Here is a 21,664-nt window from a genome sequence, read left to right as displayed (position 1 = left end):
CTACTCTCTATTCGGTCTCCTCCTCCTTCAATCTACTATTTTGTTTTCTCATTTTAAGGCTGCGACAAAGCGCTCTGTAATCTCTTTTGGTCGGGTAATGGCGCCACCTACGACGATACCACGAACCCCGAGATCATGGATTTTCTTGGCCTGATCAGGGTAGTGGATCTTGCCTTCTGCGATGACATCTACTCCTGCTTGGCAGAGACTATGGATCAGTTTAAAATCTGGACCATCAACCTTTGGACTGTAGTCCGTATAGCCCGAAAGGGTCGTTCCGACAAAGTCCACTCCCGCTTCGACAGCTGTCAATCCTTCTTCCAGAGTCGAAATATCAGCCATCAAGAGTTGGTCTGGATATTTCTCTTTGACTTGATGGATAAAGTCACTAATCGAAAGCCCATCATGACGCGACCGCTTGGTACAATCAAGCGCAATAACCGCGATTTCCAAAGCTGCCAGCTCATCGACTTCTTTCATGGTAGCCGTGATAAAGGGTTCTTCCGGTGGGTAGTCACGCTTGATAATCCCAATGATCGGCAACTTGGTCACTTCCTTGATTTCCTTGATATCCCGGACACTATTGGCTCGGATTCCGACAGCTCCACCCTGCTCAGCCGCTTTGACCAAGAGAGGAATGACTCCTCCTGCTTCTGTATAGAGCGGTTCATGAGGGAGAGCTTGACAAGAAACAATGATGCCATCTTTGATTTGTTCAATCAGTTCATCTTTTGTAATCTTTGACATAACTCCTTCTCCTTTGAAAATAAGGCAACTCGAGTACTTGTAAATTGATTATAATCTATTTTTAAAGCGCTTACAATATTAATCGTGCAATCGGATTATAGTTTCACATTTTAGGGCAAAATAAAAAGATCTCTGAAACTAGTTTCAGAGATCTAACACATGGTGATTCCCTAGGCCATCTTTTGAGTCGCTTTTTCCTTTACGACAAATACAAAGCCGATAGAACCGACGACGGCTCCAAGCAAGATCCAATAGACCATATCCGATGAAGCCATTGGGCCCGCCAAGAGACCTGCTAATAAAAAGAGATTGATATACAGTCGGGTATCCCGATAAAAGGTCCAATTGAAGTGGTAGCTACCTTCTGGATACTGACGTGTCGATACAGCTGGTTGAAAGACCTGAAGAAGGATCAAAATCCCAACAAAAGCAAGATAAGCCAGGCTAACTACCGAAAGCGGAGACCGCATCGTCAAAGCTACAGCCGCTAAAAGCAAGACCAAGATCCAGAAATGGAAGTCCATCCAGAATTCACGATGATAACAAAACCGTTTCATAAGATCACACCTTTCTCTTTATGTAATCGTTTTCTGCACTTATATTATAAGACTATAATAGGCTATTTACAAGAAATATGAAGTGAAAATTATAATTTATACATGATAATTTCATCCTCCTGTAATAGTTATAATTATCTTCCCTACCTAATTATTATTCCCACTTCACCTTCAATAACAATGGTATCACTTTAAAAATAAAATGGACATGACATAAATGTCACGTCCTCATTTTTTAAAATGTTTTTCCATTTCTTTTTTTATTTTATTTTCAAGATCAAATTCGCCAAATGAATGAGCGCAAACCATTGCTTGGTGATAAAATACTTTTGCCTTTTCTATGTCTTTTTCCACGTAGAATGCATAGGTTCCTTTCATCATATCTATACCCGGCTTTTGTTGAAAATATTGAGTTTCTTGTACCAATTTATCCAATTCATCTATATATGGACCCAACTGCTCATAATCTTCATCTTGATATAAAATAGAAGTCATCGCTATTAAATTTCTGGTTATTAAATATAGGCTCGTTTTATCAGATGAATCTTTGGTAGCAATCATTTTATCAACTAAAACCATAGCATCTCTTTTATCCTTGGCTCTCGCGAGACATTTGAACAAAAATAATTTGATGATTAATAGATCATTTTGAGAAAATTCTTTTTTAGTCATCAATTGCCCAAAATATTCCTCAATCAAATTTTCTCCATATTCAGCTTTCTCAGTTGAAAAAACATTTAACGCTGCATCTACAGCTTCAATAGCAACTTGTTCCTCTTCTGGTAAATCTTCAAAATACGATTCGTAAATCTCATCAAAATAAGATTCCTTCAGTCTTATCCGTTCTTCATCCCCATATGTCATAAAATGAGTAACTAGAAATTTCAATTCTAGATATCTACGAGGCAATACCGCTTTTTCATGATCTACAATATTCGACACTGGAATACCCAACATATTCGCAATATATTCTAATTTTTTTAAGCTAGGCAAAGACTCTCCCTTTTCAATACGTACTAACTGACGAACTGTTAATTCACTTTCATCATTACAAAGTACTTCTCTCGTCATCCCCTTTTCTTCTCTTAATCGTCTTAGTTTTTTCCCAATTTCACTTTTTATATCTCTCATCTCTTAATCCTCTGAAAAAGGGCTAGAAGTTACCTCCCAGCCCTACTAAAAAAACTATGAACAAACATTAGTTGCCACTTCATTCACTGATATCATTTTCGATAATGACCTTGAGTGCATGGCTTTCACCTACATGTTTAAAGACATCATAGGCTTTTTTTAACTTCTGAGAGTTTGAAGTAGTGGGTGATGAGCTTGATCCAGCAGTTGCAGATTGCCTGCAGATACATAGGTTGCAGCTTTCATAAGCGACTCCTTTTTGTTGGTTTGATAAAACCATGTTCTGTATATTTCTTTGTGATATTATAACATATAGAGTAAGCGTTTACAATGGTTCGAAGCATATTTTAAAAAGTTTTTTGAGCAAACAAAAACATTCCTCTTATCTCTACCAGAGGAATGTTTCAATCACCTTGTTCTAATTGTTGACGTTGCTTGTAGTACTCTTGCTGTTCGCGCTCACGCTCTTCTTCTAAGCGCTCTTCATATCGCTTGAGTTCTGCCTCAAACTCTTCTTGCAAGGCAAATAAACGCTCCAAGCCACTTTGGGCCTCCGCACTTGGCGCTTGAAAATGCAGAGCACTTAGCCAGTCCACTAAATTTTCTGTATGTTGGCGGACATCCATACGCATATCCGCATAATCCCACTCCAACTCGCTCAGTTTCTGGTTGAAGCGGTAATGTCGATCTTCTAGTTGTTCTAATTCACTATTTCCTGAATGGTACATCACATACCTCCCTTAATCGGACTCAATAAAATCGGCTTCTTCACTGATTTCAGTGCTATTTCTACCGCGTCCGCTGCTCCTCCTGTAAATCCATCTTTCAAATCACTAACCAGGGTCGTTGTAGCAAAAGAGCGCATCTTTTCGGATTGACCGCCCAAGGTTACCTGCAAACTCATCCCTTCCAACATCATCAAGGCTTTTTGCGTTGCAATCAAACTTCGGATCGCAATCCGCTCTTGCTCCTTTTTAATCTCTCGATGGAGCTCCTCAATTCGTTCTCTGTCCTCTCCCAGGATCTCTAACATTTTTTTCTCCTACTTATGAAAAATCAAAGGCCGTCGCTTGTCCCTTGTCCAAGTCCACCAATTGAGCTGATGCAGCCTCCAACTGACCCGCCAAATCTGACAAGCGAGTAGAGTAGGCCTTTGCTTGGGCGAGGTTCTCCGCCTCTACTGCTTGGTCCCAACAAGTATCCATGGAGAACTCCCCTAATAGTTGCTCCACTTCTGCGTCTGTTAAAAATTGAGCCATACTGTGGGCCATTTGAGACACCTCAGCGACTTTATGGGAAACCATCTCCTTGGCCTCTTCCAGTTTATCCTTGACCTCTGCCTCAAAGACAGTGGCTTGCGCTGAAGCATTCTGTGCTACTGCCAGCACCAATTCCTCCCGCAATTGAATAGTCTGGGTCCCAGATGCTCCTGCCAGTTGCTGATGGAGACTAGAAATACTAGACGAATGCCCACTACTTTGACCAGGCCTTTCCTGCCCATACATGGAGACCACCGAAGCAGATGATGGCTGATTTTCTGAAGTGGAAGTTCCCTGATCTCGTTGGGGCATGTCAATAATTTTCTGTGCCTGATCTTGTCTTCCTTGCACTTCACCTTCTAACTCCATATGAGATGGCCTCCTTTCTAAGTTCCTTATTATTTGTTTCCTATAACTGAAAAGCTATCATAACCCTTCAACTACAAGCAGATTCACACATTATAGGGTAACATAAATTAGCTCGCAATGCTATAAAAATAGCACAGATTTTTGAAAAAAGTCTAATTTTCTATGAAAGAAAGAGAATTCCAACTCTAAATCGCCAAGATAAAGTCGATTTTACAATTTCCATAGTCAGCATAAAATTTGAAAATACCATCAAAAATCCCCCCACTCGAAAGAGTAGGGGGTAGCTGATAAACATCAGTTGTTCTCTAGTGTCTTATTTACGACGTCCTGGACGTTCTTTGTAACCATAGTATGCATCTTCGATGATTTCTTGCATGTGGTCTACCATTGGAAGACGTGGGTTAGCTGGTGAACATTGATCTTCGTAAGCAAGGAAGGCCAATTCACGAGAATGTTTCTTCCATTCTTTTTCATCGATGCCTTGTGCTTTGAAGTTCATTTCGATACCTACGCGTTCACCGAGTTCGTATACAGCTTTTGCGTAAGCTTCAACGGCTTCTTCTGGAGTAGAGCATGGAAGTCCTAGCATACGAGCGATATCTTGGTATTTTTCATCTGCACGGTAGTAGTTGTACTTAGGCCATGTAGCTGTCTTGGCTGGGCGTGTACCGTTGTAGCGGATAACGTATGGAAGCAAGATGGCATTGGTCCGTCCGTGGATGGTGTGGAATTGCGCACCGATCTTGTGGGCCATGGAGTGAGAAATACCGAGGAAGGCATTGGCGAAGGCCATACCTGCGATGGTTGACGCATTGTGCATCTTTTCACGTGAATGGAAGTCCGCATTCTTCACTGAGCTTTCCAAGTTTTCAAAGACAAGTTTAATAGCTTGAAGAGCAAGACCATCAGTGTAGTCACTTGCCATTTGTGATACGTAAGCTTCAGTCGCGTGCGTCAAAACGTCCATACCAGTGTCTGCTGCAACAGATCCAGGAACTGTCAATACCAAGGCAGGGTCTACGATGGCAACAGTTGGTGTCAATGAGTAGTCAGCGATTGGGTATTTACGGTTGTTTTCTTTATCAGAGATAACGGCAAATGGGGTTACTTCAGATCCTGTACCAGATGTAGTTGGGATCGCAATAAATTTGGTCTTCTTACCAAGCAATGGGAACTTGAAGGCACGTTTACGGATATCCATGAATTTTTGAACCAAGTCACGGAAGTCCACTTCTGGTTGTTCGTAGAAGAGCCACATTACTTTAGCCGCATCCATTGGAGATCCACCACCGAGAGCGACGATGGTATCTGGTTTAAAGGCACGCATGATCTCAGTACCACGTTCAACGGTTGTGATATCTGGATCTGGTTCTACGTCTGCAAAGATTTGGTAAACCACCTTGTTGCGACGAAGGTCAAGCTGTTCGATGATACGATCAAGGAAACCAAGCTCTACCATAGCGTGGTCTGTAACGATCATGACACGTTCAACGTCACGACATTTTTGTAGGTATTCAATTGAATCACGTTCAAAGTATGTTTTTGAAGGAAGTTTCATCCATTGCATGTTATTTCTCCGGCGTCCGACTTTTTTGATATTCAAGAGGTTGATGGCACTAACGTTGTCCCCAACAGAGTTGCGTCCGTAAGAACCACATCCAAGTGTCAATGATGGCAAGAAGGCATTGTAAACATCCCCGATACCACCGAAAGTCGAAGGAGAGTTGCAGATAACACGAATAGCTTTGACTGCTTTACCAAATTCTTTGGTCAATTCTTCATCAGCAGTATGGATGGCTGCTGAGTGACCAAGACCGTTGAATTCAACCATTTGGCGAGCTTTGTTAATTCCGTCTTCACGGCTTTCAGATTTCAAAACAGCGATGACTGGTGACAATTTTTCACGAGTCAACGGTTCTTTTTCGCCAACTTCTTTACATTCTGCCGCAAGGATATTGGTTCCTTCCGGTACAGAGAAGCCAGCTTGTTCAGCGATCCATGCTGCTGGTTTCCCAACGATGTCCGCATTCAATTTCGCACCTGCACAGTTCTTGCTGTTGGCTTTTACGCCGAAGCAGAACTCTTCAAGAAGGGCTTTTTCTTTTTTGTTGACAAAGTAAGTGTGGTAAGATTTGAATTCTTCAACAAACTCATCGTAGATTTCTTTATCGATGATGACCGCTTGTTCAGACGCACAGACCATTCCGTTGTCAAATGATTTAGACATGACGATATCGTGTGCTGCTTGGCGGATGTTAGCTGATTTTTCAACATAAGCAGGTACGTTTCCGGCACCTACCCCAAGAGCTGGTTTCCCACATGAGTATGCCGCTTTAACCATGGCATTCCCACCGGTCGCAAGGATCGTAGCAACTCCTTCATGGTTCATAAGGGCACTGGTTGCTTCCATAGAAGGTTGGGTAATCCATTGCACACAGTTCTCAGGTGCTCCAGCTGCAATTGCCGCATCGCGTACGATTTGTGCCGCATGAGCAGATGATTCTTGAGCAGATGGGTGGAAGGCAAAGACGATAGGGTTCCGTGTCTTCAAGGAAATCAATGCTTTAAAGATTGCTGTTGAAGTAGGGTTGGTTGTAGGTGTGATCCCGCAGACAACACCGACTGGCTCAGCAATCAAAGTTAAACCAGTGACGTCATCTTCTGAAATGACACCAACTGTTTTGGTGTGACGCATGTTATTTACTACGTGTTCACAAGCGAACAAGTTCTTAGTCGCCTTGTCTTCAAAGACACCACGACCAGTTTCTTCATAAGCATGAAGAGCGAGCTCACCGTGTGCGTCAAGAGCAGCCACAGATGCTTTCGCTACAATGTAGTCCACTTGCTCCTGGTTCAATTTGCGCATCTCTTCAAGCGCCACAAGCGCTTTTTGCACCAACTCGTCTACATGCTTTTCAGCAGCGAGTTTCTTTTCTTCAGGTGAGAGAGTTTTTTTATCAGCCATTTGATGCTTTCCTCCAATGTTTGAAACCCTTATCCTTTTCTAGAACTTTTTCATGTTTTCGGAAATTTTCAAGAATAGTGTAAGAAATTTCGATTTGTTAATTATTTCACAATATAATTGTACTCTATTTTGAGATTTTTGTAAACACTTCCAAGCAACTTTCACAAAGATTTTTTTGAAGTTTGTAAAAATTTTATCAATCCTATTGCTGTGAAAGCAATTATCTAGCAAAATTGTGAAAAAATAATTAAAAAAATTTTTTCTTCACAAAGTGATATTTTCAATTGATTTTTGTAAGCGTTTTCTTAATCTTACTAAAAAAAGCAGCTTTTTACAAGTAAAAAGTTGCTTTTTGTTTTATTTTGTTAGGATTTGTTTTGTTTCAGTTTCAGAGAAGCATTTTTACTTCTTAACTGGACCTTTTTCAGCCTTGTCAAGAGCTTCTTTGACTGTTAGAGCATAGAGTTCTCCACCATTGGTTTCCATATTGAAGTGAACAGAGTCTGTTCCCACCCAAATATTTGGATTTTCAATTGCTACTTGGTACCAGTCCGCAATGGTGATATAGTCGTATTTCTTAGCTAGTTCCAACTCATAAAGTCGGGTTTGAACCGATTCACTGGACTGATCGTTGGCATATCGACCATCATATGGTGTCACAAGGATCAAGCGACGGCCTTTTGGAAGTTTTTCAACGTACTGATCCAGCAACTCTTTGTAGTTGCTCACGGTATTAGTTCCTAGAGCAATGACTACATTTTTTAGGAGAACTTTATTGGAGATATCGGTCTCAAAGACCTTCATTCCATTTTCCAACTGACGGCTCACCACTGCATCGATCTGGATGCCCGGGATCGCTTTGGTTAGGTAGTCCTGCGCTCGCAAGTTAACCGAATCACCAATCATGGTCACACCATTTGAGACGTTATAGTCTGTTGCAGTTGCATTGTCCACCTGCGTCCGTGTAACCTGCATTTTGCTGTCTGCTTGATTGAGCCCACTCACCACCAAACTCTCATCAAAAGCTCCGACGGTTGGTGCAAAGGCGGAGATTCCGACCATCAAGAGAGCCAGTGGAATCATGAGGTAAAAGATCGGCTTGGTCAAAAAACTGAGATCCATCTTCATACCAAAGACCCGAGGTTCCTTGCCTGCAATGGTTGGCTCCAAAATATAGAAGGACAGAGCCGTTAGAATCAAGGAAACGATCGTCGTCACAAGGGCTGCCATCATATTTCCCAAATGTTGAGAGAAGATGATAAAGAAAGGCCAGTGGAAAAGATAGACACCATAACTGGTATCTGCCAAGAAATTGAGGATGGCTGGTTCTTTTTTATCTGGCGTCTTCTCATGGAGAATGCGGGCCGACAGAATCATGGCACAAGCTGCGATTGTCGCTGCTAAAAAGCCAAACAGATAGGTCCACAAGCTATCAAATGGCAAGAAAAGACTGAGCACAAACAAGAAGGCAAAGCTTCCACCCAAGACCGATAAGGTCTTTTTCATGCTCCAAGACTGCACCAGCTTTGTAAAGTTCGGGCTGACATTGGCAATCCCTGTCACCGTTGCTAGGCATGATCCTGCAAAGAAGGGGAAGATGTGAGTGAAGCTAGAAAAATAGATGGTAGAGAAATTGGCTGTCAGAAAGGCACGGATGAACATGGACAAGAAGGGGAAGAGAAAGAGCCCGCTGGATGCCAGGAAGAGCATACCTCGGTATTTCCCAACCGTCTTAGCCCGCTTAGCCAAGAACCATGCCAAAAGTGCCCAGAGCACATAGTAATGCACTTCTAGGGCCAAACTCCAGGTATGAAGGAAGAGATGTGGAATGAAGTTACTTTCGTAACTACCACCCGTTGCCATCTCAAAGAAATTGGTCACAAAACCGAAGACCGCCGCAATCTGAGTCCCAATACCAGCCACGTAGTCCCGTTGGACCATAAAGGTAAAGGGCATCACGACCAAGACCATAAAGACAAGGGGTGGTACGATCCGGTAAAAGCGCCGTTTCAAGAATGCCAGGTAGTCGATTCCTTGCTTGCGCGCAAATTCATCGATCAAGAGCGCTGTAATCAAAAATCCTGAGAAGGTGAAGAAAATATCTACCCCAATGAAGCCTCCAGGAAAGGCTTTTTGGAAGAAATGGTAAAGCAATACCAATAAGAGTCCTGTAACACGGACTAGTGAAAACCATTTAATGCGCATTTTGATAAATCCCCTGCTTGAATGTTCCTTTGTATACGACGTTGGCTTCTGTGGTTAAGGTGCCTTTGCCCTCCGGCTGGCCGTTAACAAACTGCCCTTCATAGGTCCAACCATCCTTGGACTTAAACTTACCATAGCCGCTAAAAGAGCCGTTGACGAGGTTACCTGTATAGGTATCCCCATTTTTAAAGGTGACGGTTCCCTTGCCATTCATCTTGCCACGGACCAAACTTCCGTCGTAACGGATCGCCCCCTTATCCAAGGTCAAGACGCCCTGACCTGGAACGGCTGAAAGGAAAACCAGCAAAGCAGATAGAACAATCACGACTAATGCTGCTATTTCTAAATTTTTTCGCGTCAGATAGACCTTATAAGTCTCATAAAATTCTTTCATATTCTGTATTCTCTCACATATCAAACTCTTAAGAAGTTGCTAACTGATCTAACCAAGCCTTACAGCCGCTCAGGACTCTGGAATAGGTTTCCTCAAAATCACCGGTATACCACGGATCTGGCACACTTTCTGTAGCAAAAAGATGAATCTTGTGCTCTGTCCCTGCAGGAGCCATTTGCTTTAGATCTGCTACATTGTTTTCGTCCATCCCTAGGATCAAATCAAAGTTGTAAAAATCCTCTTCCTTGATCTGTAAGGAAGTCTTGGCTGGATCATACGGGACCTGGTGTTGTTGAAAGATTTTCTGGGTTCCCCGATGGATGGGATTGCCATGTTCCCAGCTAGAAGTGGCCCGACTTTCAATCTCATACTGATCCGTCAAGTCCTTCATGACAAACTCCGCCATGGGGCTCCGACAAATATTTCCTAAGCAGACAAAGACGATTTTTTTCATGATTCCACCTAACTCCTTGTTCGGACTGCCCAACCTAGCTGAGCTCTTGGCTTTCCACTATGGAAAACCAGCATACTATTACTATTATAACAAAAATGTGACAGAAAGATGACAAAGTGGCTCCATCATTTTAAAGAAAAATCAGATTCCTTTTTCAAATCTGATCTGTTTCTCTATTTTGGAAAACGAACCTCTAATGGAGGCCATTTACTCTGCCAATTTTTCTTTTTCATACGCTCTGTATAAACCGCTAAACGCTCTGGACTGGCTAAAAAATGCGGAGTTGGCTGAACAATAAAGTCTTCGATATCCCTTGTCCCATAAGGGAGAAAGAGCTCTAGCTGACCATCTTTCCTTAAGCGAACCGCAAGAGCCGTACACTGCTCGGGGTATTTAGAAACCGCGTCACAAGCACTGCGATAAGGAGCCGTCCCAGGACTATGCTGGTGCATATAGACTTGATTTTTGACTTCCCAAGCGTACTGAGGATAGGTCTTCTTTAATTCCTGCTCGATCTGCAGAGTCTCCTTATAGCTGATCGTAGGGTCATAAAAGACCAGATCCATATCGGTTGTCGCGTCAAACCCTGGTTTTCCAGAGAGCTGGTTCCAGATGAAATTGCGCACCGCGCCCGCCGCTAACCAGGCATCTGCCAAGTCTAGATCTCGAATAATGGCCAAGACAGTCATCATCTCCGGATCCGCTTTGATCTGTTCTACTAATGTTTCTTCCGTCAGCATCTTCTTCTAGTCTCCATTGTAGGGATAACCCAGGTGTTCATAAGCCTTGCGGGTCGCCACGCGCCCTGTCCGAGTCCGCATGATAAAGCCTTTTTGAATCAAGTAAGGCTCATACATATCTTCTACGGTCTCCCTCTCTTCGGCAATATTGACCGATAGAGTCCCAAGCCCGACCGGGCCACCGCCGTACATTTCAATCATGGTGCGCAGGATCTTTTGATCGACATAGTCCAGTCCTTCATGGTCCACATCTAGCATAGAGAGGGCCTTGTCGGTAATGGTATCGTCAATCAAGCCATCGCCCATAATCTGAGCAAAATCGCGCACCCGCTTCAGCAATCGGTTGGCAATCCGAGGAGTCCCACGACTACGAAGAGAAAGCTCTTCGGCAGCCTCGTGGGTAATTTCCATCTCAAAGATCTCGGCGGTCCGCTCGACAATCTCTGTCAAATCATCTTGTTCATAGTATTCCATGTGCCCCGTAATTCCAAAGCGAGCACGCAAGGGATTGGACAGCATACCCGCTCGAGTCGTCGCCCCAATCAGAGTGAAAGGAGGAAGGTCCAGATGGACACTCCGGCTGCTCTCCCCAGCGCCAATCATAATGTCGATGTAAAAATCTTCCATGGCGCTGTAAAGCACTTCTTCGACTGACATAGGAAGACGGTGGATCTCATCGATAAAGAGGACATCCCCCGGTTCTAGATCATTGAGGATAGCTACCAAGTCACCGGCCTTTTCAATGACAGGACCAGAAGTCTGCTTGAGATTGACGCCCAGTTCATTAGCGATGACAAAGGCCATGGTGGTTTTCCCAAGCCCCGGAGGGCCAAAAAGAAGGACATGATCCAGCGCCTCATCCCGAAGCTTAGCCGCCTCAATAAAGATTTTCAGCTGGTCCTTGACCTTATCTTGACCGATATATTCATGTAAATATTGCGGGCGCAACGTCCGTTCAACGGCCTCTTCATCGCCCATGATTTCATTGTCTAAAATTCTACTCATACAGTCTATTATAGCAAAAAATGATACCTTCGGTACCATAAATAGAATGTGTTTTTTAAAGATCGTAGTTCTCACTAGCGTTCGAACTGCGTCAACATACCTAAACTCACTAACGTTTGCTAAGAAATAAGGAACGTAGTTTTCACTCCGCTCAAACTGCATCAATGTACCTAAGCTCACTAACGTTCGCTAAGGTACATAGAAAAAAGCCACCGGTTTTGGTGGCTCTTATAGGGAGATTATTATGAAAAAGTTTTAGGAGTTTTATCATTCAAAGTTAGGAGGTCTTTGATGATGGTATTAGTATACGATAGGAAGCTTAAACTTTCCTTATAGTTTTTCTAAAAAATTTTTTTCGAGAAAAAGAGGAGGTCTCAAGCAAGGATTTCACATCCTTGTTTGGCCACTCCCCTTTCCTCCTTATTTCTTAGCGATGGCATGGTAGCTAGTCTTGCTGGTGAAGACTTGACCTGCTCTCAAGATGACCTTTTCAGCTTGGTCACTGTGAATGGCGTCTGGCACTGTTTGGAATTCTAGAGCCAAGCCATTGTGCTGAACCATTGGTTGGCCTTGCAGATGAACAGTTTCGTCTACGAAATTGGCTGAATAAACTACCAAGGCTGGGGCTTCTGACTTAAAGGTCAAAAAACGTCCAGATGGCTGATGGTAAAGAAAGCCGGCATTTTCATGCCCTTCTGGAAGAGCAAATGGATGGTCTAATCCTTCTACCAGACGGATTTGCGGATCAGAGTCCTTAAAAAGATCCTCCAAGAGCATTGCTTGGTAGAGATGCTGGACAACAGGACTTTCTCTATCCACGGTCTGAAGAGGAACACCGTCTGGATGGATAGGGTAAAGCCCTTGATGGTTGATCTGAAAGACATGGTCATTGATCGGCTGGGTGAAGTTGCCTGATAGGTTGAAATAGCTGTGGTTGGTCGGGTTGACCAAGGTATCTTGATCCGTTTCTACCCGATAGGCAATCTCAAGTTCACCATCTTCCGTCAAACCATAGGTTACCCAGACCTTGAGATTTCCAGGGAAACCACCGGTTCCATCTGCACGTTCTGTGTATAGGGTAATTTCCTGATCCGTTACCGACTCCACGCTAAACAAAGCGCTGTCCCAGCCTGTTGATCCACTGTGGTTGCAGTTAGCACCGTTATTAGCTTCCAAATGATAGGTCTCTCCATTGAGTTCAAAACTTGCCCCTGCAATCCGGCCTGCTACCGGGCCAATACTAGCCCCATATTTAGGGCTATTGCCCACATAGTCCTCAAAGCGATCAAAGCCTAGAATAATATTCGTAAACTGGTCTTCTTTATCCGGTGTCACATATTCTAAGATCGTCGCCCCATAGGTCATGACAGATAATTGGTAGCCCTTGTCATTTTCGAGGCGATAAGCCCGAACCTCTTGATTCTGCCATTCTCCAAACACGCTTTCTTGATACTGTTTCACAAACCTTCTCCTCTCACTGTTTTTCTCCATTGTATCAGTTTCACAAGAAGAAACACTCCACTTTTTATAGAAAATTAGTGGCTATTCTTTATGAAATGGATGAATGATCACCCCTTGAACAACCCGATTGACGGTACCAGTCGGTGAAGGTGTGTCTGGGCGATTTTGCACCTTGAGCGAAGTCAAGAGAGAAATCAATTGACCGTAGATAATGTAAGGGAAGGCACGGTAGATATCTAGTGAGTCTGCAGAAGCTTCCACTAACACTTCCCGTACATGCTCGATCCCTGCAGCTTGATCGGTCAAGAGGACGACTTGACGGGCAATCTGATCTCCTGCAACTTCGCGAACTAAGTCCAGATCATACTGACGGGTATAAGGATCAATGGATCCAAAGACCAAGACGAGAGTTTGGTCATTAATGAGGGATTTTGGACCGTGACGGAAACCGACAGGACTCTCATACATGGTTGCGATTTTGCCTGCTGTTAATTCCAAAATCTTGAGCTGGGCTTCATGAGCTAGACCAAAGAAAGGTCCTGCCCCCAGATAGATCACGCGCTCAAAGTCTAGATCGACCACTTCTTTGACCGCACGGTCCTTCTCCAAGATTTGCTCAGATAGATGAACCAGCTCTTCTACTCGTTTTTCCTTGATCTCTTCCTCGCTTGGATCAAAGACCAAGAGAGCTGTCAAGAGCATGGAGGTGAAGCTGGATGTCATGGCAAAGCCGGCATCATTGGTTTCTTTAGGTTGGAGAAGCAAGAGATTGCGCTCATCCCCATGCGCCTGCAAAGCCAGTTTTCCTTCTTCAGCACAGGTAATGGTGATCTGATAGAGCTCATCGACCAGGTCTTGGGCCAACTGCACGGTGGCGACACTTTCTGGCGAATTACCACTCCGGGCAAAGGATACTAAAACCGTCGGAACCTCTTTTTTCAAATAGGTTTGAGGATGAGCTACGATATCCGTCGTCGCAATGGATTGGAAATTCCAGTGGCGTTCATCATGCACTTCCTGCAAGTAAGGAACCAAGGTATCACCCACATAGGCTGAGGTCCCTGCCCCTGTCAAGATGACCTTGATATAGTCATGCTCTTGTCCAATCTTTTCTAAGAAAGCTTTTATTTCCGCTTTTCTTTCTTGGTACAAGCGAGCCGTTTCTTTCCAAACCCTTGGTTGTTGGTAAATCTCACGTGTTGTGATCTCTGCTCCTAGCTCCTGCAAGTCTTCTTTTGTATAGTCTAACATAGAACCTGTTGTTCCTTTCTACAATCTAACGTTGATAAATGGGAAAGGAGTCTGAGATGATGCTCCCAGACTCCCCTACCAACCTACTCATCTTCATCATCATCAAGGTTTGACAAGAGGTCATTTACCTTGACAATACTTTCTTTTGCACGTTCAGGGTAGTCCCCTTCATTACCAGTCAGGCTACTATTGATGAATTCGATGACCATCGGAAGATTCATCCCTGCGTATAAGTCAATCGCACGTCCTTCAAGGATCAAGCGACTCACAGTGTTGCAAGGAGTTCCTCCCAAGAGATCGGCAAATACAATATAGTCTTCTAGACCTTGGACTGTTGCTTCAAATTTAGCGGTAAAGTCTTCTGGCCCTTCTTCTGGTAAGAGTGCAACCGTATGGATGGATTCTTGTGGCCCCATAATCATCTCTGTGCTAGCTTTAAGCTCTTCACAAAAGCGACCATGGCTGACCAGTACTAACTCTTTTGCCATACCCTACTCCATTACTGCATGCCGAAGCAGAAATGACCAAAGGCAGAGAAGGCAATCGCTGCGACGATAATCAACAAGATAGCTTTAGTTGAGTTCATTCCTTTACGTCCAAGCAACCAGTAAATCACACCTGTGATAATAGCTGGAACCAAGCGTGGGAAGATCAAATTGAGCATGTCTTGGATATCGATGGCTTTGTCCCCGATGTGTGGCATCCAGGTTACATCCACATTGATCATCGTTGCAATCAAGGCACCGACCATGAAGATACCAAGTACAGAAGCTGCTTCGATCAAAGCTGTCAAGGTACTTTGCATGTTGTTGATTAAGTTGGTACCTTCTTTATAAGCGAATTCCAACTGTTTCCAACGGAAGATATCATAAGCAACTGCCACAGCAATCCAAAGGAAGATACCCCATGGTTGACCTTGTGACGCGATGGTTGCTGCAATAGATCCCATAATAGCTGGAACCAAAGATCCAAAGATAGAGTCTCCAAGAGGGGCAAATGGTCCCATGAGACCTGTCTTGATCCCGTTAACCGCATCTTTAGAGTTGACACCATCTTTTTCTTCCAAAGCCAAATCAAAACCAGTGATAATGGTGTGGAAGAATGGAGAAGTATTGAAGAATTGCGTATGCAATTTCATCATTTCTTTCAATTCAGGTGTGCCATCTCCATACATTTTCCGCAATTGTGGAAGAAGCATGTAAAGGTAACCAGAAGCCTGCATCCGTTCGTAGTTCCAACCTAATTGGAAGGTGAAGAGGCTACGTTTGTTGATTTGTTTAAAATCCTCTTTAGTGAGTTTGTAGTTATTAGAATTCGTCATCTTCAATTTCCCCGCTTTCTACATTGCTTGCTGGAGCAGCTACAACTGTACGTTGGCTGTTTTTAAAGTGTTGCACTGCAAGGAAGATACCGATGATGGCAACCCCGATCATAGATACAGATTTGAAGTTGTTTGTGAAGGCAACCATTTGTTCTTTTGGAAGTTTTGCAAACGCATCTGTTCCAAGCATAGCAGAAATTGCAGCACCAACACTTTGAACATTGCTGTAAAGCACTGTCAACATCGCTGTCAAGCCAAAACCAAGGGCAAGATAGTGAAGGTGACGTTTCACAGGCAAGTAGTGAAGCAAGATCGCAAATCCAAGACCAGGAAGCATACGTCCTGCAAGAGTCAAGCCGTTTGCGAACCATTGATATTTTGCAACAAAGTCAACAACAGATTGGACAAAAGCACCACCAAAGGCAAGAGCCAAGAAGACTGGAAGGGCACGAGAGAGAGCCCAAGGAACAGCACCAAGAAGGTAGTTGCGTTCAATTCCTTTATAATCAAAGCGTTCGATCGCCGCATCAATACGGTGTGCAAAGGCAGTAGTACTCATACGGCCAAGGATATCTGCATAGGTCAAGAGAGCAGCTACGGGAACGGCAATAGTTGAAATCGCAATTTCTGGTTTAATACCTTGCGCTACTGAAAAGGCAGTTGCAAGAACGGCACCAGAAGTGGCGTCAATACGAGAAGCTCCACCGAAAGTACCTACACCGAGCACTGTCAATTGGAGAGACGCTCCGATAAAGAGACCTGTTCCTAAATCCCCCATAACAAGTCCTGTAATGAAACCAGCAAAGACTGGTGAGCCTGCTGATGAAACAATCGTCAACTCATCACAGATTTGATAAGCTGAGTACAAAGTAAGTAGTAAAATTTGCCACCATTGTATCATGACAATTTCCTCCTAAAAATTTTCTTTTACTTTAATAACTTCATAAAGTCTTCTGCAGTGTCGTTTGGCACCATTTGAGACGTAATCTTTACACCTTTTTCGTGGATCTTGTTGAAGTCTTCCACATCCGCATCCACCACATTGATCGAGCGGGTAATCGCGCGTGTCTCATCGGATTGAGACATATTGCCGACATTCAGCGTTTCAAGCTGAACGCCTGCTTCGATCAAACGAAGGAAACGATCAGGTTTGCGAGCTACGATAAAGAGTCGTTGGCTATCATATTTTCCAGCCAAGATATTTTCCGCAGCCTTTGCGACTGGCAAGATACTGAGCTTAACACCCGGCGGTGTCGCTAGTTTCAAGCCACTTTTTTCGATATCATTTTGAGCGACTTCATCATCGATCACCATGATACGTGAAACATTTAGTTTGGTAGTCCAAAGATTGGCTACCTGCCCGTGGATCAAACGTCCATCAATACGGCATCCTACAATAGTCATAAGTTTTCCCCCTTTACTTCTTTGAATGTAGGTTGTTGAACAAGTTCAAGTGTCTCTTGGTAACGCCCTTCTGTCTCAAAGACGATCAGGCTATTAGCTCCTTCTTTGAGGAAACCATGAGGCACGTAAAGTGAAGTGGTCGGTCCGACTTCCCAGAAACGACCGATATGGTGGCCATTTACAAGAACGATCCCTTTTCCAAATCCAGTCATATCAAGGAAGGTATCCTCAACCTGATCTAGATGAAAAGCAAATTGATAAAAAGCTGGTTGACCTTCTTGCCATTCTTTCGAAAAATCCAAGCGGTCCAGTTGGCTAAAATCAAGCGCATATTGTTTCCAATAAAGCTTGAAATGAAGATCGATACAAACCCCAGTTCGGATTCCTTTTCGTTGGGTATCCGCTAAGAGTTTGTGCCCATAATTGACTCTTCCCATGTTTTCGATCAAGAGTTTTAAGTTTGTAATCGTTTTCTTTTTTCCGTTTAAAAAAAGATCTTGACCGATTTCTTCTTGGTATTGAGTGGCAATCAACTGATCATTGGCATACACCTGTACCCGATCACGCGCATCAATGATACGCAAGCGCTCTTCTTCCGCATCCATTTCCACTTCTGTCTCATAGAGCAGATAGCCTAATGGGTGGTCGATTTCTTCCATGGTCTGTGGGTAAAGACTTTCTGTGACTTGAGCAATCTCGTTTAAATTGCCGAACAAACTAGTCTTTTTGGTCAACTCCAATGTTCGTTCAGATAAACTCGACTTCACAAGCGGATCCATCTGTGGATACTCTGGATAGTAGGTCGCCATCATTTTTTGAATAGCATAATACTTTTCCGTCGGATTGCCCTGCTCATTGAGCAAAGCCCCATAGTCATAGGATGTCACCTGTGGCAAATCAAGCGTACCCCGAGCTGAGCAACCATTCATGAAGCCGAAATTGGTTCCGCCATGAAACATATAGAGATTGATGGAGCCGAGCTCCAAGACCTCATGTACAGCTTCTGCCAACTCCTCTGGGTCCCTTCGAATCACGGGTTCCTTCCAGCGGGTAAACCAGCCATCCCAGAATTCCATACACATCAAGGGCCATTTCTTGCCGTATTCGTCAAAGAATTCTTTCATCTGACCAAAGTTATAGGCTGCTTTGGAACCGAAGTTTCCCGTCACAAAGAGGTCTTCTTCAATCAGGGTTCCTGTTCTTAGCGTTGCTCGCCATGGCCCATCCGATGTAAAGAGAGGACAGGTCACGCCTTTTTCCTTCATCAAATCCCGAATGGCACGCAGATAATCCTTATCTTCTCCATAAGAGCCGTACTCATTTTCCACCTGCATCATGAGGATTGGACCACCTTGATCCACTTGGTAGGGTGTCAACAAGCCAAGCAAGCGATCATAATAACGATCCACCGCTTCGATAAAGGCTGGGTCTGATGAGCGGATTCGCAGGTCTTCTTCCAAGAGCCAGGCTGGTAATCCACCAAATTCCCACTCTGCACAGATAAAGGGCGACGGCCTTACAATCATGTAAAGTCCTAGGGACTGGGCTGTTTGAATGAAACGCTCTAGATCCAATCGACCACTAAAGTCAAACTGCCCTTTGCGGGGTTCATGCGCATTCCAAGGGACATAGGTCTCAACCGTGTTAAAACCCAAAGCCTTTAGATTATACAAGGAATGATACCAGTCTGCTGGGTCAATTCGGAAATAATGGATCGCTCCGGATAAAATCTTGAAGGGTTGATCTTTTAAATAGAAAGCATCGCGAATCTCAAAAACTCCCATAAACGCCCCCCTTTCTTATATGTAACCCTTTTCATTTATTAATATAATAAATTATTTAAAAAATGTCAACACTTTTATAAAAAATATGTTAAAATAGGGTTAAATAAGAGAAATCTAAAGAGAGGTAGCACTATGGCAATTCCAAAGTACCAACACATCAAAGATGAATTGAAGCAGCAAATTATCTCCGGAAAATTTGAAAATGGAGATAAATTTTATACTGAAGCTGAACTCATCAAAATTTATGATGTCAGCTCTATCACCGTTGTCCGTGCTTTGAACGACCTCGCTGCTGATGGCTACATTGTCCGTCAGCAAGGAAAAGGAACCTTTGTTTCTCGTGCTCGAAAACACAAACTGGTAGAATTTTCAGATGTTGAAACCTTCCCAATCCAAAAGGCCAAAGTCAAAGTTCTCTCTATTAAACGTGGAAATACCTTGAGCATCCTAGACAAACTAGGCCTCAACCCAACGCAATTCTATTATAAAATCGAACGGACTCGCCATACAGGGGATGATACCTATATCTTCCACCAAACCTATGTTCCCGAACAATACATCAATCCAAACTATCCAAATTTGGAATACTACAGCTCTATCTATGATCGCTTCAAAGAAGACTACCACATTCATATGAATGACGAGCACTTCGAAGAAGTCAACGAAATCGTCTTTCCTACACCAAGCAAGATTGCTAAGGTATTGAAGATCGACGAAAATTTCCCAACGGTCAAACAAGTGAAGATGACCAAGCTAGAAGCGACTGGCCAAATCCTTGAATACACGGAAACTTATAAACGCGGTGATTACTACAAGATCAAGTTCATCTCCTGTGACCGCGATCACTAAGAACCAAAAAGACTGAGACATCTCGGTCTTTTTTATAACTCCATTATAGCATGTTGAAAACGATTTCTAAAGACCTCTTTAAAAATATATATAATTAGTGATAATTTAGCTATAAAAAGTTTAAAAAGAAGCAGATTTCTCTGCTTCTTTTCGTCTATTTTTCAAATTCCCTTTTTCGTTGCGATTAGTCACCCAAACCAATGCGTTCGAAGATTTCATCCACCCGTTTGGTGTAGTAAGTTGGGTTGAAGATTTCGTCGATTTCTTCTTGAGTGAGACGTGAAGTTACTTCTGGATCTGCTTCAAGAAGTGGTTTGAAGTCTACTTGGTTATCCCATGATTGGGCAGTCTTCGGTTGAACAAGGTCGTAAGCTTGTTCACGTGTCATCCCTTTTTCAATCAAAGTCAACATGGCACGTTGGCTGAAGATCAAACCAAATGTAGAGTTCATGTTGCGGATCATGTTTTCAGGGAAGACCGTCAAGTTCTTAACGATATTTCCGAAACGGTTGAGCATGTAGTCAATCAAGATAGTTGTATCTGGTGCGATGATACGCTCAGCTGATGAGTGAGAGATATCACGTTCGTGCCAAAGGGCTACGTTTTCATAAGCTGTTACCATGTGACCACGGATCACACGCGCAAGACCTGTCATGTTTTCAGAACCGATTGGGTTGCGTTTGTGAGGCATTGCTGAAGACCCTTTTTGACCTTTCGCAAAGAACTCTTCCACTTCCCGTTGTTCTGATTTTTGAAGACCGCGGATCTCAGTTGCCATCCGCTCGATAGAAGTTGCGATGCTCGCAAGAACTGCAAAGTACTCAGCATGAAGGTCACGAGGAAGGACCTGTGTAGAGATTTCTTGAGCACGGATACCCAATTTATCGCAGACGTATTTTTCAACGAATGGTGGGATATTGGCAAAGTTACCAACCGCACCAGAAATCTTACCAGCTTCCACACCAGCAGCTGCATGCTCGAAACGCTCGATGTTGCGTTTCATTTCGCTGTACCAAGTGGCCAATTTAAGACCAAAAGTTGTCGGTTCAGCGTGCACACCGTGCGTACGACCCATCATGATAGTGAACTTGTGTTCTTTGGCTTTGTCAGCGATAATGTTGAGGAAGTTTTCAAGGTCCTTGCGGATGATGTCGTTGGCTTGTTTGTAGAGGTAACCATAGGCCGTATCGACCACGTCAGTAGAAGTCAACCCATAATGAACCCACTTACGTTCTTCACCAAGCGTTTCAGAAACCGCACGTGTGAAAGCAACCACATCGTGACGAGTTTGCTGCTCGATTTCCAAAATACGGTCGATGTCAAAGTCCGCTTTTTCACGAATCAAAGCCACATCTTCCTTAGGAATTTCTCCCAATTCAGCCCATGCTTCATCGGCCAAGATTTCCACCTCAAGCCAAGCACGGTATTTATTTTCTTCAGTCCAAATGTTCGCCATTTCAGGGCGAGAGTAACGTTCGATCATGTTTAATTTTCCTTTCTTTTGATGTTTCACATCAGCTAGCAACCGACTGTCGCTTTATTTAAATTCTTCTTTCCCGATCCACACTGACGGATAGTGATCGAGTATATTCAAATCCGTATCCAGAGGCAGATCATAGATGGCTAAATAGTTTTCAGGATACTGTACAACTAGCTCTTCATACTTAGCTTTCACTTTTTCATGATCGCTACTAGCATATAAGACTTCGACGACTGCTCCTGTCTTGTCCTTCTCAACAAAAGCATTGACAATGAGTTGAATCATAAA

22 protein-coding genes and 1 pseudogene are annotated in these 21,664 nt (G+C 43.4%); 1 reads left to right on the top strand and 22 read right to left on the bottom strand.

The window, feature by feature from the left end; translation table 11 throughout:
- Positions 1 to 48: 48 nt before the first annotated feature.
- The 20 genes and pseudogenes from HMPREF2832_RS00230 to HMPREF2832_RS00140 form a co-directional block, all read right to left on the bottom strand.
- Positions 49 to 747: an N-acetylmannosamine-6-phosphate 2-epimerase gene (locus HMPREF2832_RS00230; RefSeq protein ID WP_049498133.1), complete on the bottom strand. Its 699-nt coding sequence runs from the start codon at positions 745 to 747 to the stop codon at positions 49 to 51.
- Between the two features lie 170 nt (positions 748 to 917).
- On the bottom strand, positions 918 to 1,304 hold the full coding sequence (locus HMPREF2832_RS00225) for a hypothetical protein (protein WP_049498134.1): 387 nt from the start codon (positions 1,302 to 1,304) through the stop codon (positions 918 to 920).
- Positions 1,305 to 1,532: 228 nt separating this feature from the next.
- Positions 1,533 to 2,435, bottom strand: coding sequence for a helix-turn-helix domain-containing protein (locus tag HMPREF2832_RS00220; protein WP_049498135.1), 903 nt, complete (start codon positions 2,433 to 2,435; stop codon positions 1,533 to 1,535).
- Positions 2,436 to 2,514: 79 nt separating this feature from the next.
- Positions 2,515 to 2,632, bottom strand: a pseudogene (locus tag HMPREF2832_RS10440) (alcohol dehydrogenase); the annotation flags it as partial.
- A 207-nt stretch (positions 2,633 to 2,839) separates the two neighbouring features.
- Positions 2,840 to 3,163 (bottom strand): hypothetical protein, encoded by a 324-nt coding sequence (locus HMPREF2832_RS00215; RefSeq protein WP_003009394.1) that lies wholly within the window; start codon positions 3,161 to 3,163, stop codon positions 2,840 to 2,842.
- On the bottom strand, positions 3,163 to 3,468 hold the full coding sequence (locus tag HMPREF2832_RS00210) for a hypothetical protein (protein WP_049498136.1): 306 nt from the start codon (positions 3,466 to 3,468) through the stop codon (positions 3,163 to 3,165). Before HMPREF2832_RS00210 ends, HMPREF2832_RS00215 begins: the two co-directional genes overlap by 1 nt.
- 13 nt (positions 3,469 to 3,481) lie before the next feature.
- The gene (locus HMPREF2832_RS00205) at positions 3,482 to 4,063 is read right to left on the bottom strand and encodes a hypothetical protein (RefSeq protein ID WP_014712637.1); all 582 of its coding nucleotides are present in this window, start codon (positions 4,061 to 4,063) and stop codon (positions 3,482 to 3,484) included.
- A gap of 313 nt (positions 4,064 to 4,376) precedes the next feature.
- Entirely contained in the window at positions 4,377 to 7,028 is a 2,652-nt protein-coding gene (gene adhE, locus HMPREF2832_RS00200; RefSeq protein WP_070505206.1) for a bifunctional acetaldehyde-CoA/alcohol dehydrogenase, read from the bottom strand.
- Positions 7,029 to 7,430: 402 nt separating this feature from the next.
- Entirely contained in the window at positions 7,431 to 9,233 is a 1,803-nt protein-coding gene (locus HMPREF2832_RS00195) for an acyltransferase family protein (protein ID WP_070505205.1), read from the bottom strand.
- Positions 9,223 to 9,627, bottom strand: coding sequence for an MORN repeat-containing protein (locus tag HMPREF2832_RS00190; RefSeq protein ID WP_070505204.1), 405 nt, complete (start codon positions 9,625 to 9,627; stop codon positions 9,223 to 9,225). Before HMPREF2832_RS00190 ends, HMPREF2832_RS00195 begins: the two co-directional genes overlap by 11 nt.
- Before the next feature lie 28 nt (positions 9,628 to 9,655).
- Positions 9,656 to 10,081 (bottom strand): low molecular weight protein-tyrosine-phosphatase, encoded by a 426-nt coding sequence (locus HMPREF2832_RS00185; RefSeq protein WP_070505203.1) that lies wholly within the window; start codon positions 10,079 to 10,081, stop codon positions 9,656 to 9,658.
- A gap of 173 nt (positions 10,082 to 10,254) precedes the next feature.
- Positions 10,255 to 10,821 (bottom strand): nucleotidyltransferase family protein, encoded by a 567-nt coding sequence (locus tag HMPREF2832_RS00180; protein WP_070505202.1) that lies wholly within the window; start codon positions 10,819 to 10,821, stop codon positions 10,255 to 10,257.
- A gap of 6 nt (positions 10,822 to 10,827) precedes the next feature.
- Positions 10,828 to 11,826 (bottom strand): Holliday junction branch migration DNA helicase RuvB, encoded by a 999-nt coding sequence (gene ruvB, locus HMPREF2832_RS00175; RefSeq protein ID WP_021154208.1) that lies wholly within the window; start codon positions 11,824 to 11,826, stop codon positions 10,828 to 10,830.
- Positions 11,827 to 12,246: 420 nt separating this feature from the next.
- Positions 12,247 to 13,287: an aldose epimerase family protein gene (locus HMPREF2832_RS00170; protein ID WP_049498212.1), complete on the bottom strand. Its 1,041-nt coding sequence runs from the start codon at positions 13,285 to 13,287 to the stop codon at positions 12,247 to 12,249.
- 81 nt (positions 13,288 to 13,368) lie between these two features.
- Entirely contained in the window at positions 13,369 to 14,538 is a 1,170-nt protein-coding gene (locus tag HMPREF2832_RS00165; RefSeq protein ID WP_049498211.1) for an SIS domain-containing protein, read from the bottom strand.
- Positions 14,539 to 14,621: 83 nt separating this feature from the next.
- On the bottom strand, positions 14,622 to 15,026 hold the full coding sequence (locus HMPREF2832_RS00160; protein WP_003002366.1) for a PTS sugar transporter subunit IIA: 405 nt from the start codon (positions 15,024 to 15,026) through the stop codon (positions 14,622 to 14,624).
- A gap of 11 nt (positions 15,027 to 15,037) precedes the next feature.
- A complete protein-coding gene (locus tag HMPREF2832_RS00155; RefSeq protein WP_003002374.1) occupies positions 15,038 to 15,859 on the bottom strand; it encodes a PTS system mannose/fructose/sorbose family transporter subunit IID in 822 nt (273 codons plus the stop codon).
- Positions 15,846 to 16,760 carry a PTS mannose/fructose/sorbose/N-acetylgalactosamine transporter subunit IIC gene (locus HMPREF2832_RS00150; protein ID WP_003013827.1) on the bottom strand — a complete coding sequence of 305 codons (915 nt, stop codon included), beginning with the start codon at positions 16,758 to 16,760 and terminating at the stop codon, positions 15,846 to 15,848. The genes HMPREF2832_RS00155 and HMPREF2832_RS00150 overlap by 14 nt, the downstream gene beginning before the upstream one ends.
- Before the next feature lie 26 nt (positions 16,761 to 16,786).
- Complete coding sequence (locus tag HMPREF2832_RS00145; protein WP_003009322.1) at positions 16,787 to 17,263, bottom strand: PTS sugar transporter subunit IIB; 477 nt, start codon at positions 17,261 to 17,263, stop codon at positions 16,787 to 16,789.
- Complete coding sequence (locus HMPREF2832_RS00140; protein ID WP_049498210.1) at positions 17,260 to 19,047, bottom strand: glycoside hydrolase family 35 protein; 1,788 nt, start codon at positions 19,045 to 19,047, stop codon at positions 17,260 to 17,262. Before HMPREF2832_RS00140 ends, HMPREF2832_RS00145 begins: the two co-directional genes overlap by 4 nt.
- Positions 19,048 to 19,179: 132 nt before the next feature.
- On the opposite strand from HMPREF2832_RS00140, the gene HMPREF2832_RS00135 reads away from it, so the two are divergent.
- Complete coding sequence (locus tag HMPREF2832_RS00135; RefSeq protein ID WP_049498209.1) at positions 19,180 to 19,896, top strand: GntR family transcriptional regulator; 717 nt, start codon at positions 19,180 to 19,182, stop codon at positions 19,894 to 19,896.
- 184 nt (positions 19,897 to 20,080) lie between these two features.
- Here HMPREF2832_RS00135 and purB read toward each other — a convergent pair whose 3' ends face one another.
- Both purB and HMPREF2832_RS00125 read right to left on the bottom strand, forming a co-directional pair.
- Positions 20,081 to 21,379, bottom strand: a complete 1,299-nt coding sequence (purB, locus tag HMPREF2832_RS00130) for an adenylosuccinate lyase (RefSeq protein WP_003013885.1) — start codon at positions 21,377 to 21,379, stop codon at positions 20,081 to 20,083.
- A 54-nt stretch (positions 21,380 to 21,433) separates the two neighbouring features.
- A complete protein-coding gene (locus HMPREF2832_RS00125; protein ID WP_070505201.1) occupies positions 21,434 to 21,661 on the bottom strand; it encodes a phosphoribosylaminoimidazole carboxylase in 228 nt (75 codons plus the stop codon).
- Positions 21,662 to 21,664 lie beyond the last annotated feature (3 nt).

The organism is Streptococcus sp. HMSC073D05, from assembly GCF_001812015.1.
Taxonomy (GTDB): domain Bacteria; phylum Bacillota; class Bacilli; order Lactobacillales; family Streptococcaceae; genus Streptococcus; species Streptococcus parasanguinis_D.
The sequence above is the reverse complement of the archived record's forward strand: the minus strand, read 5'-3'. Positions and strand labels throughout refer to the sequence as shown.

What these genes read in the sequence shown, in the direction of transcription:
- HMPREF2832_RS00215 (WP_003009394.1), bottom strand. Translation starts at nt 3,163, where the DNA reads ATGTACCATTCAGGAAATAGTGAATTAGAACAACTAGAAGATCGACAT.
- HMPREF2832_RS00195 (WP_070505205.1), bottom strand. Translation starts at nt 9,233, where the DNA reads ATGCGCATTAAATGGTTTTCACTAGTCCGTGTTACAGGACTCTTATTG.
- HMPREF2832_RS00185 (WP_070505203.1), bottom strand. Translation starts at nt 10,081, where the DNA reads ATGAAAAAAATCGTCTTTGTCTGCTTAGGAAATATTTGTCGGAGCCCC.
- HMPREF2832_RS00160 (WP_003002366.1), bottom strand. Translation starts at nt 15,026, where the DNA reads ATGGCAAAAGAGTTAGTACTGGTCAGCCATGGTCGCTTTTGTGAAGAG.
- HMPREF2832_RS00190 (WP_070505204.1), bottom strand. Translation starts at nt 9,627, where the DNA reads ATGAAAGAATTTTATGAGACTTATAAGGTCTATCTGACGCGAAAAAAT.
- HMPREF2832_RS00180 (WP_070505202.1), bottom strand. Translation starts at nt 10,821, where the DNA reads ATGCTGACGGAAGAAACATTAGTAGAACAGATCAAAGCGGATCCGGAG.
- HMPREF2832_RS00155 (WP_003002374.1), bottom strand. Translation starts at nt 15,859, where the DNA reads ATGACGAATTCTAATAACTACAAACTCACTAAAGAGGATTTTAAACAA.
- HMPREF2832_RS00150 (WP_003013827.1), bottom strand. Translation starts at nt 16,760, where the DNA reads ATGATACAATGGTGGCAAATTTTACTACTTACTTTGTACTCAGCTTAT.
- HMPREF2832_RS00145 (WP_003009322.1), bottom strand. Translation starts at nt 17,263, where the DNA reads ATGACTATTGTAGGATGCCGTATTGATGGACGTTTGATCCACGGGCAG.
- ruvB (WP_021154208.1), bottom strand. Translation starts at nt 11,826, where the DNA reads ATGAGTAGAATTTTAGACAATGAAATCATGGGCGATGAAGAGGCCGTT.
- HMPREF2832_RS00135 (WP_049498209.1), top strand. Translation starts at nt 19,180, where the DNA reads ATGGCAATTCCAAAGTACCAACACATCAAAGATGAATTGAAGCAGCAA.
- HMPREF2832_RS00125 (WP_070505201.1), bottom strand. Translation starts at nt 21,661, where the DNA reads ATGATTCAACTCATTGTCAATGCTTTTGTTGAGAAGGACAAGACAGGA.
- adhE (WP_070505206.1), bottom strand. Translation starts at nt 7,028, where the DNA reads ATGGCTGATAAAAAAACTCTCTCACCTGAAGAAAAGAAACTCGCTGCT.
- HMPREF2832_RS00225 (WP_049498134.1), bottom strand. Translation starts at nt 1,304, where the DNA reads ATGAAACGGTTTTGTTATCATCGTGAATTCTGGATGGACTTCCATTTC.
- HMPREF2832_RS00220 (WP_049498135.1), bottom strand. Translation starts at nt 2,435, where the DNA reads ATGAGAGATATAAAAAGTGAAATTGGGAAAAAACTAAGACGATTAAGA.
- HMPREF2832_RS00230 (WP_049498133.1), bottom strand. Translation starts at nt 747, where the DNA reads ATGTCAAAGATTACAAAAGATGAACTGATTGAACAAATCAAAGATGGC.
- HMPREF2832_RS00140 (WP_049498210.1), bottom strand. Translation starts at nt 19,047, where the DNA reads ATGGGAGTTTTTGAGATTCGCGATGCTTTCTATTTAAAAGATCAACCC.
- HMPREF2832_RS00205 (WP_014712637.1), bottom strand. Translation starts at nt 4,063, where the DNA reads ATGGAGTTAGAAGGTGAAGTGCAAGGAAGACAAGATCAGGCACAGAAA.
- HMPREF2832_RS00210 (WP_049498136.1), bottom strand. Translation starts at nt 3,468, where the DNA reads ATGTTAGAGATCCTGGGAGAGGACAGAGAACGAATTGAGGAGCTCCAT.
- purB (WP_003013885.1), bottom strand. Translation starts at nt 21,379, where the DNA reads ATGATCGAACGTTACTCTCGCCCTGAAATGGCGAACATTTGGACTGAA.
- HMPREF2832_RS00165 (WP_049498211.1), bottom strand. Translation starts at nt 14,538, where the DNA reads ATGTTAGACTATACAAAAGAAGACTTGCAGGAGCTAGGAGCAGAGATC.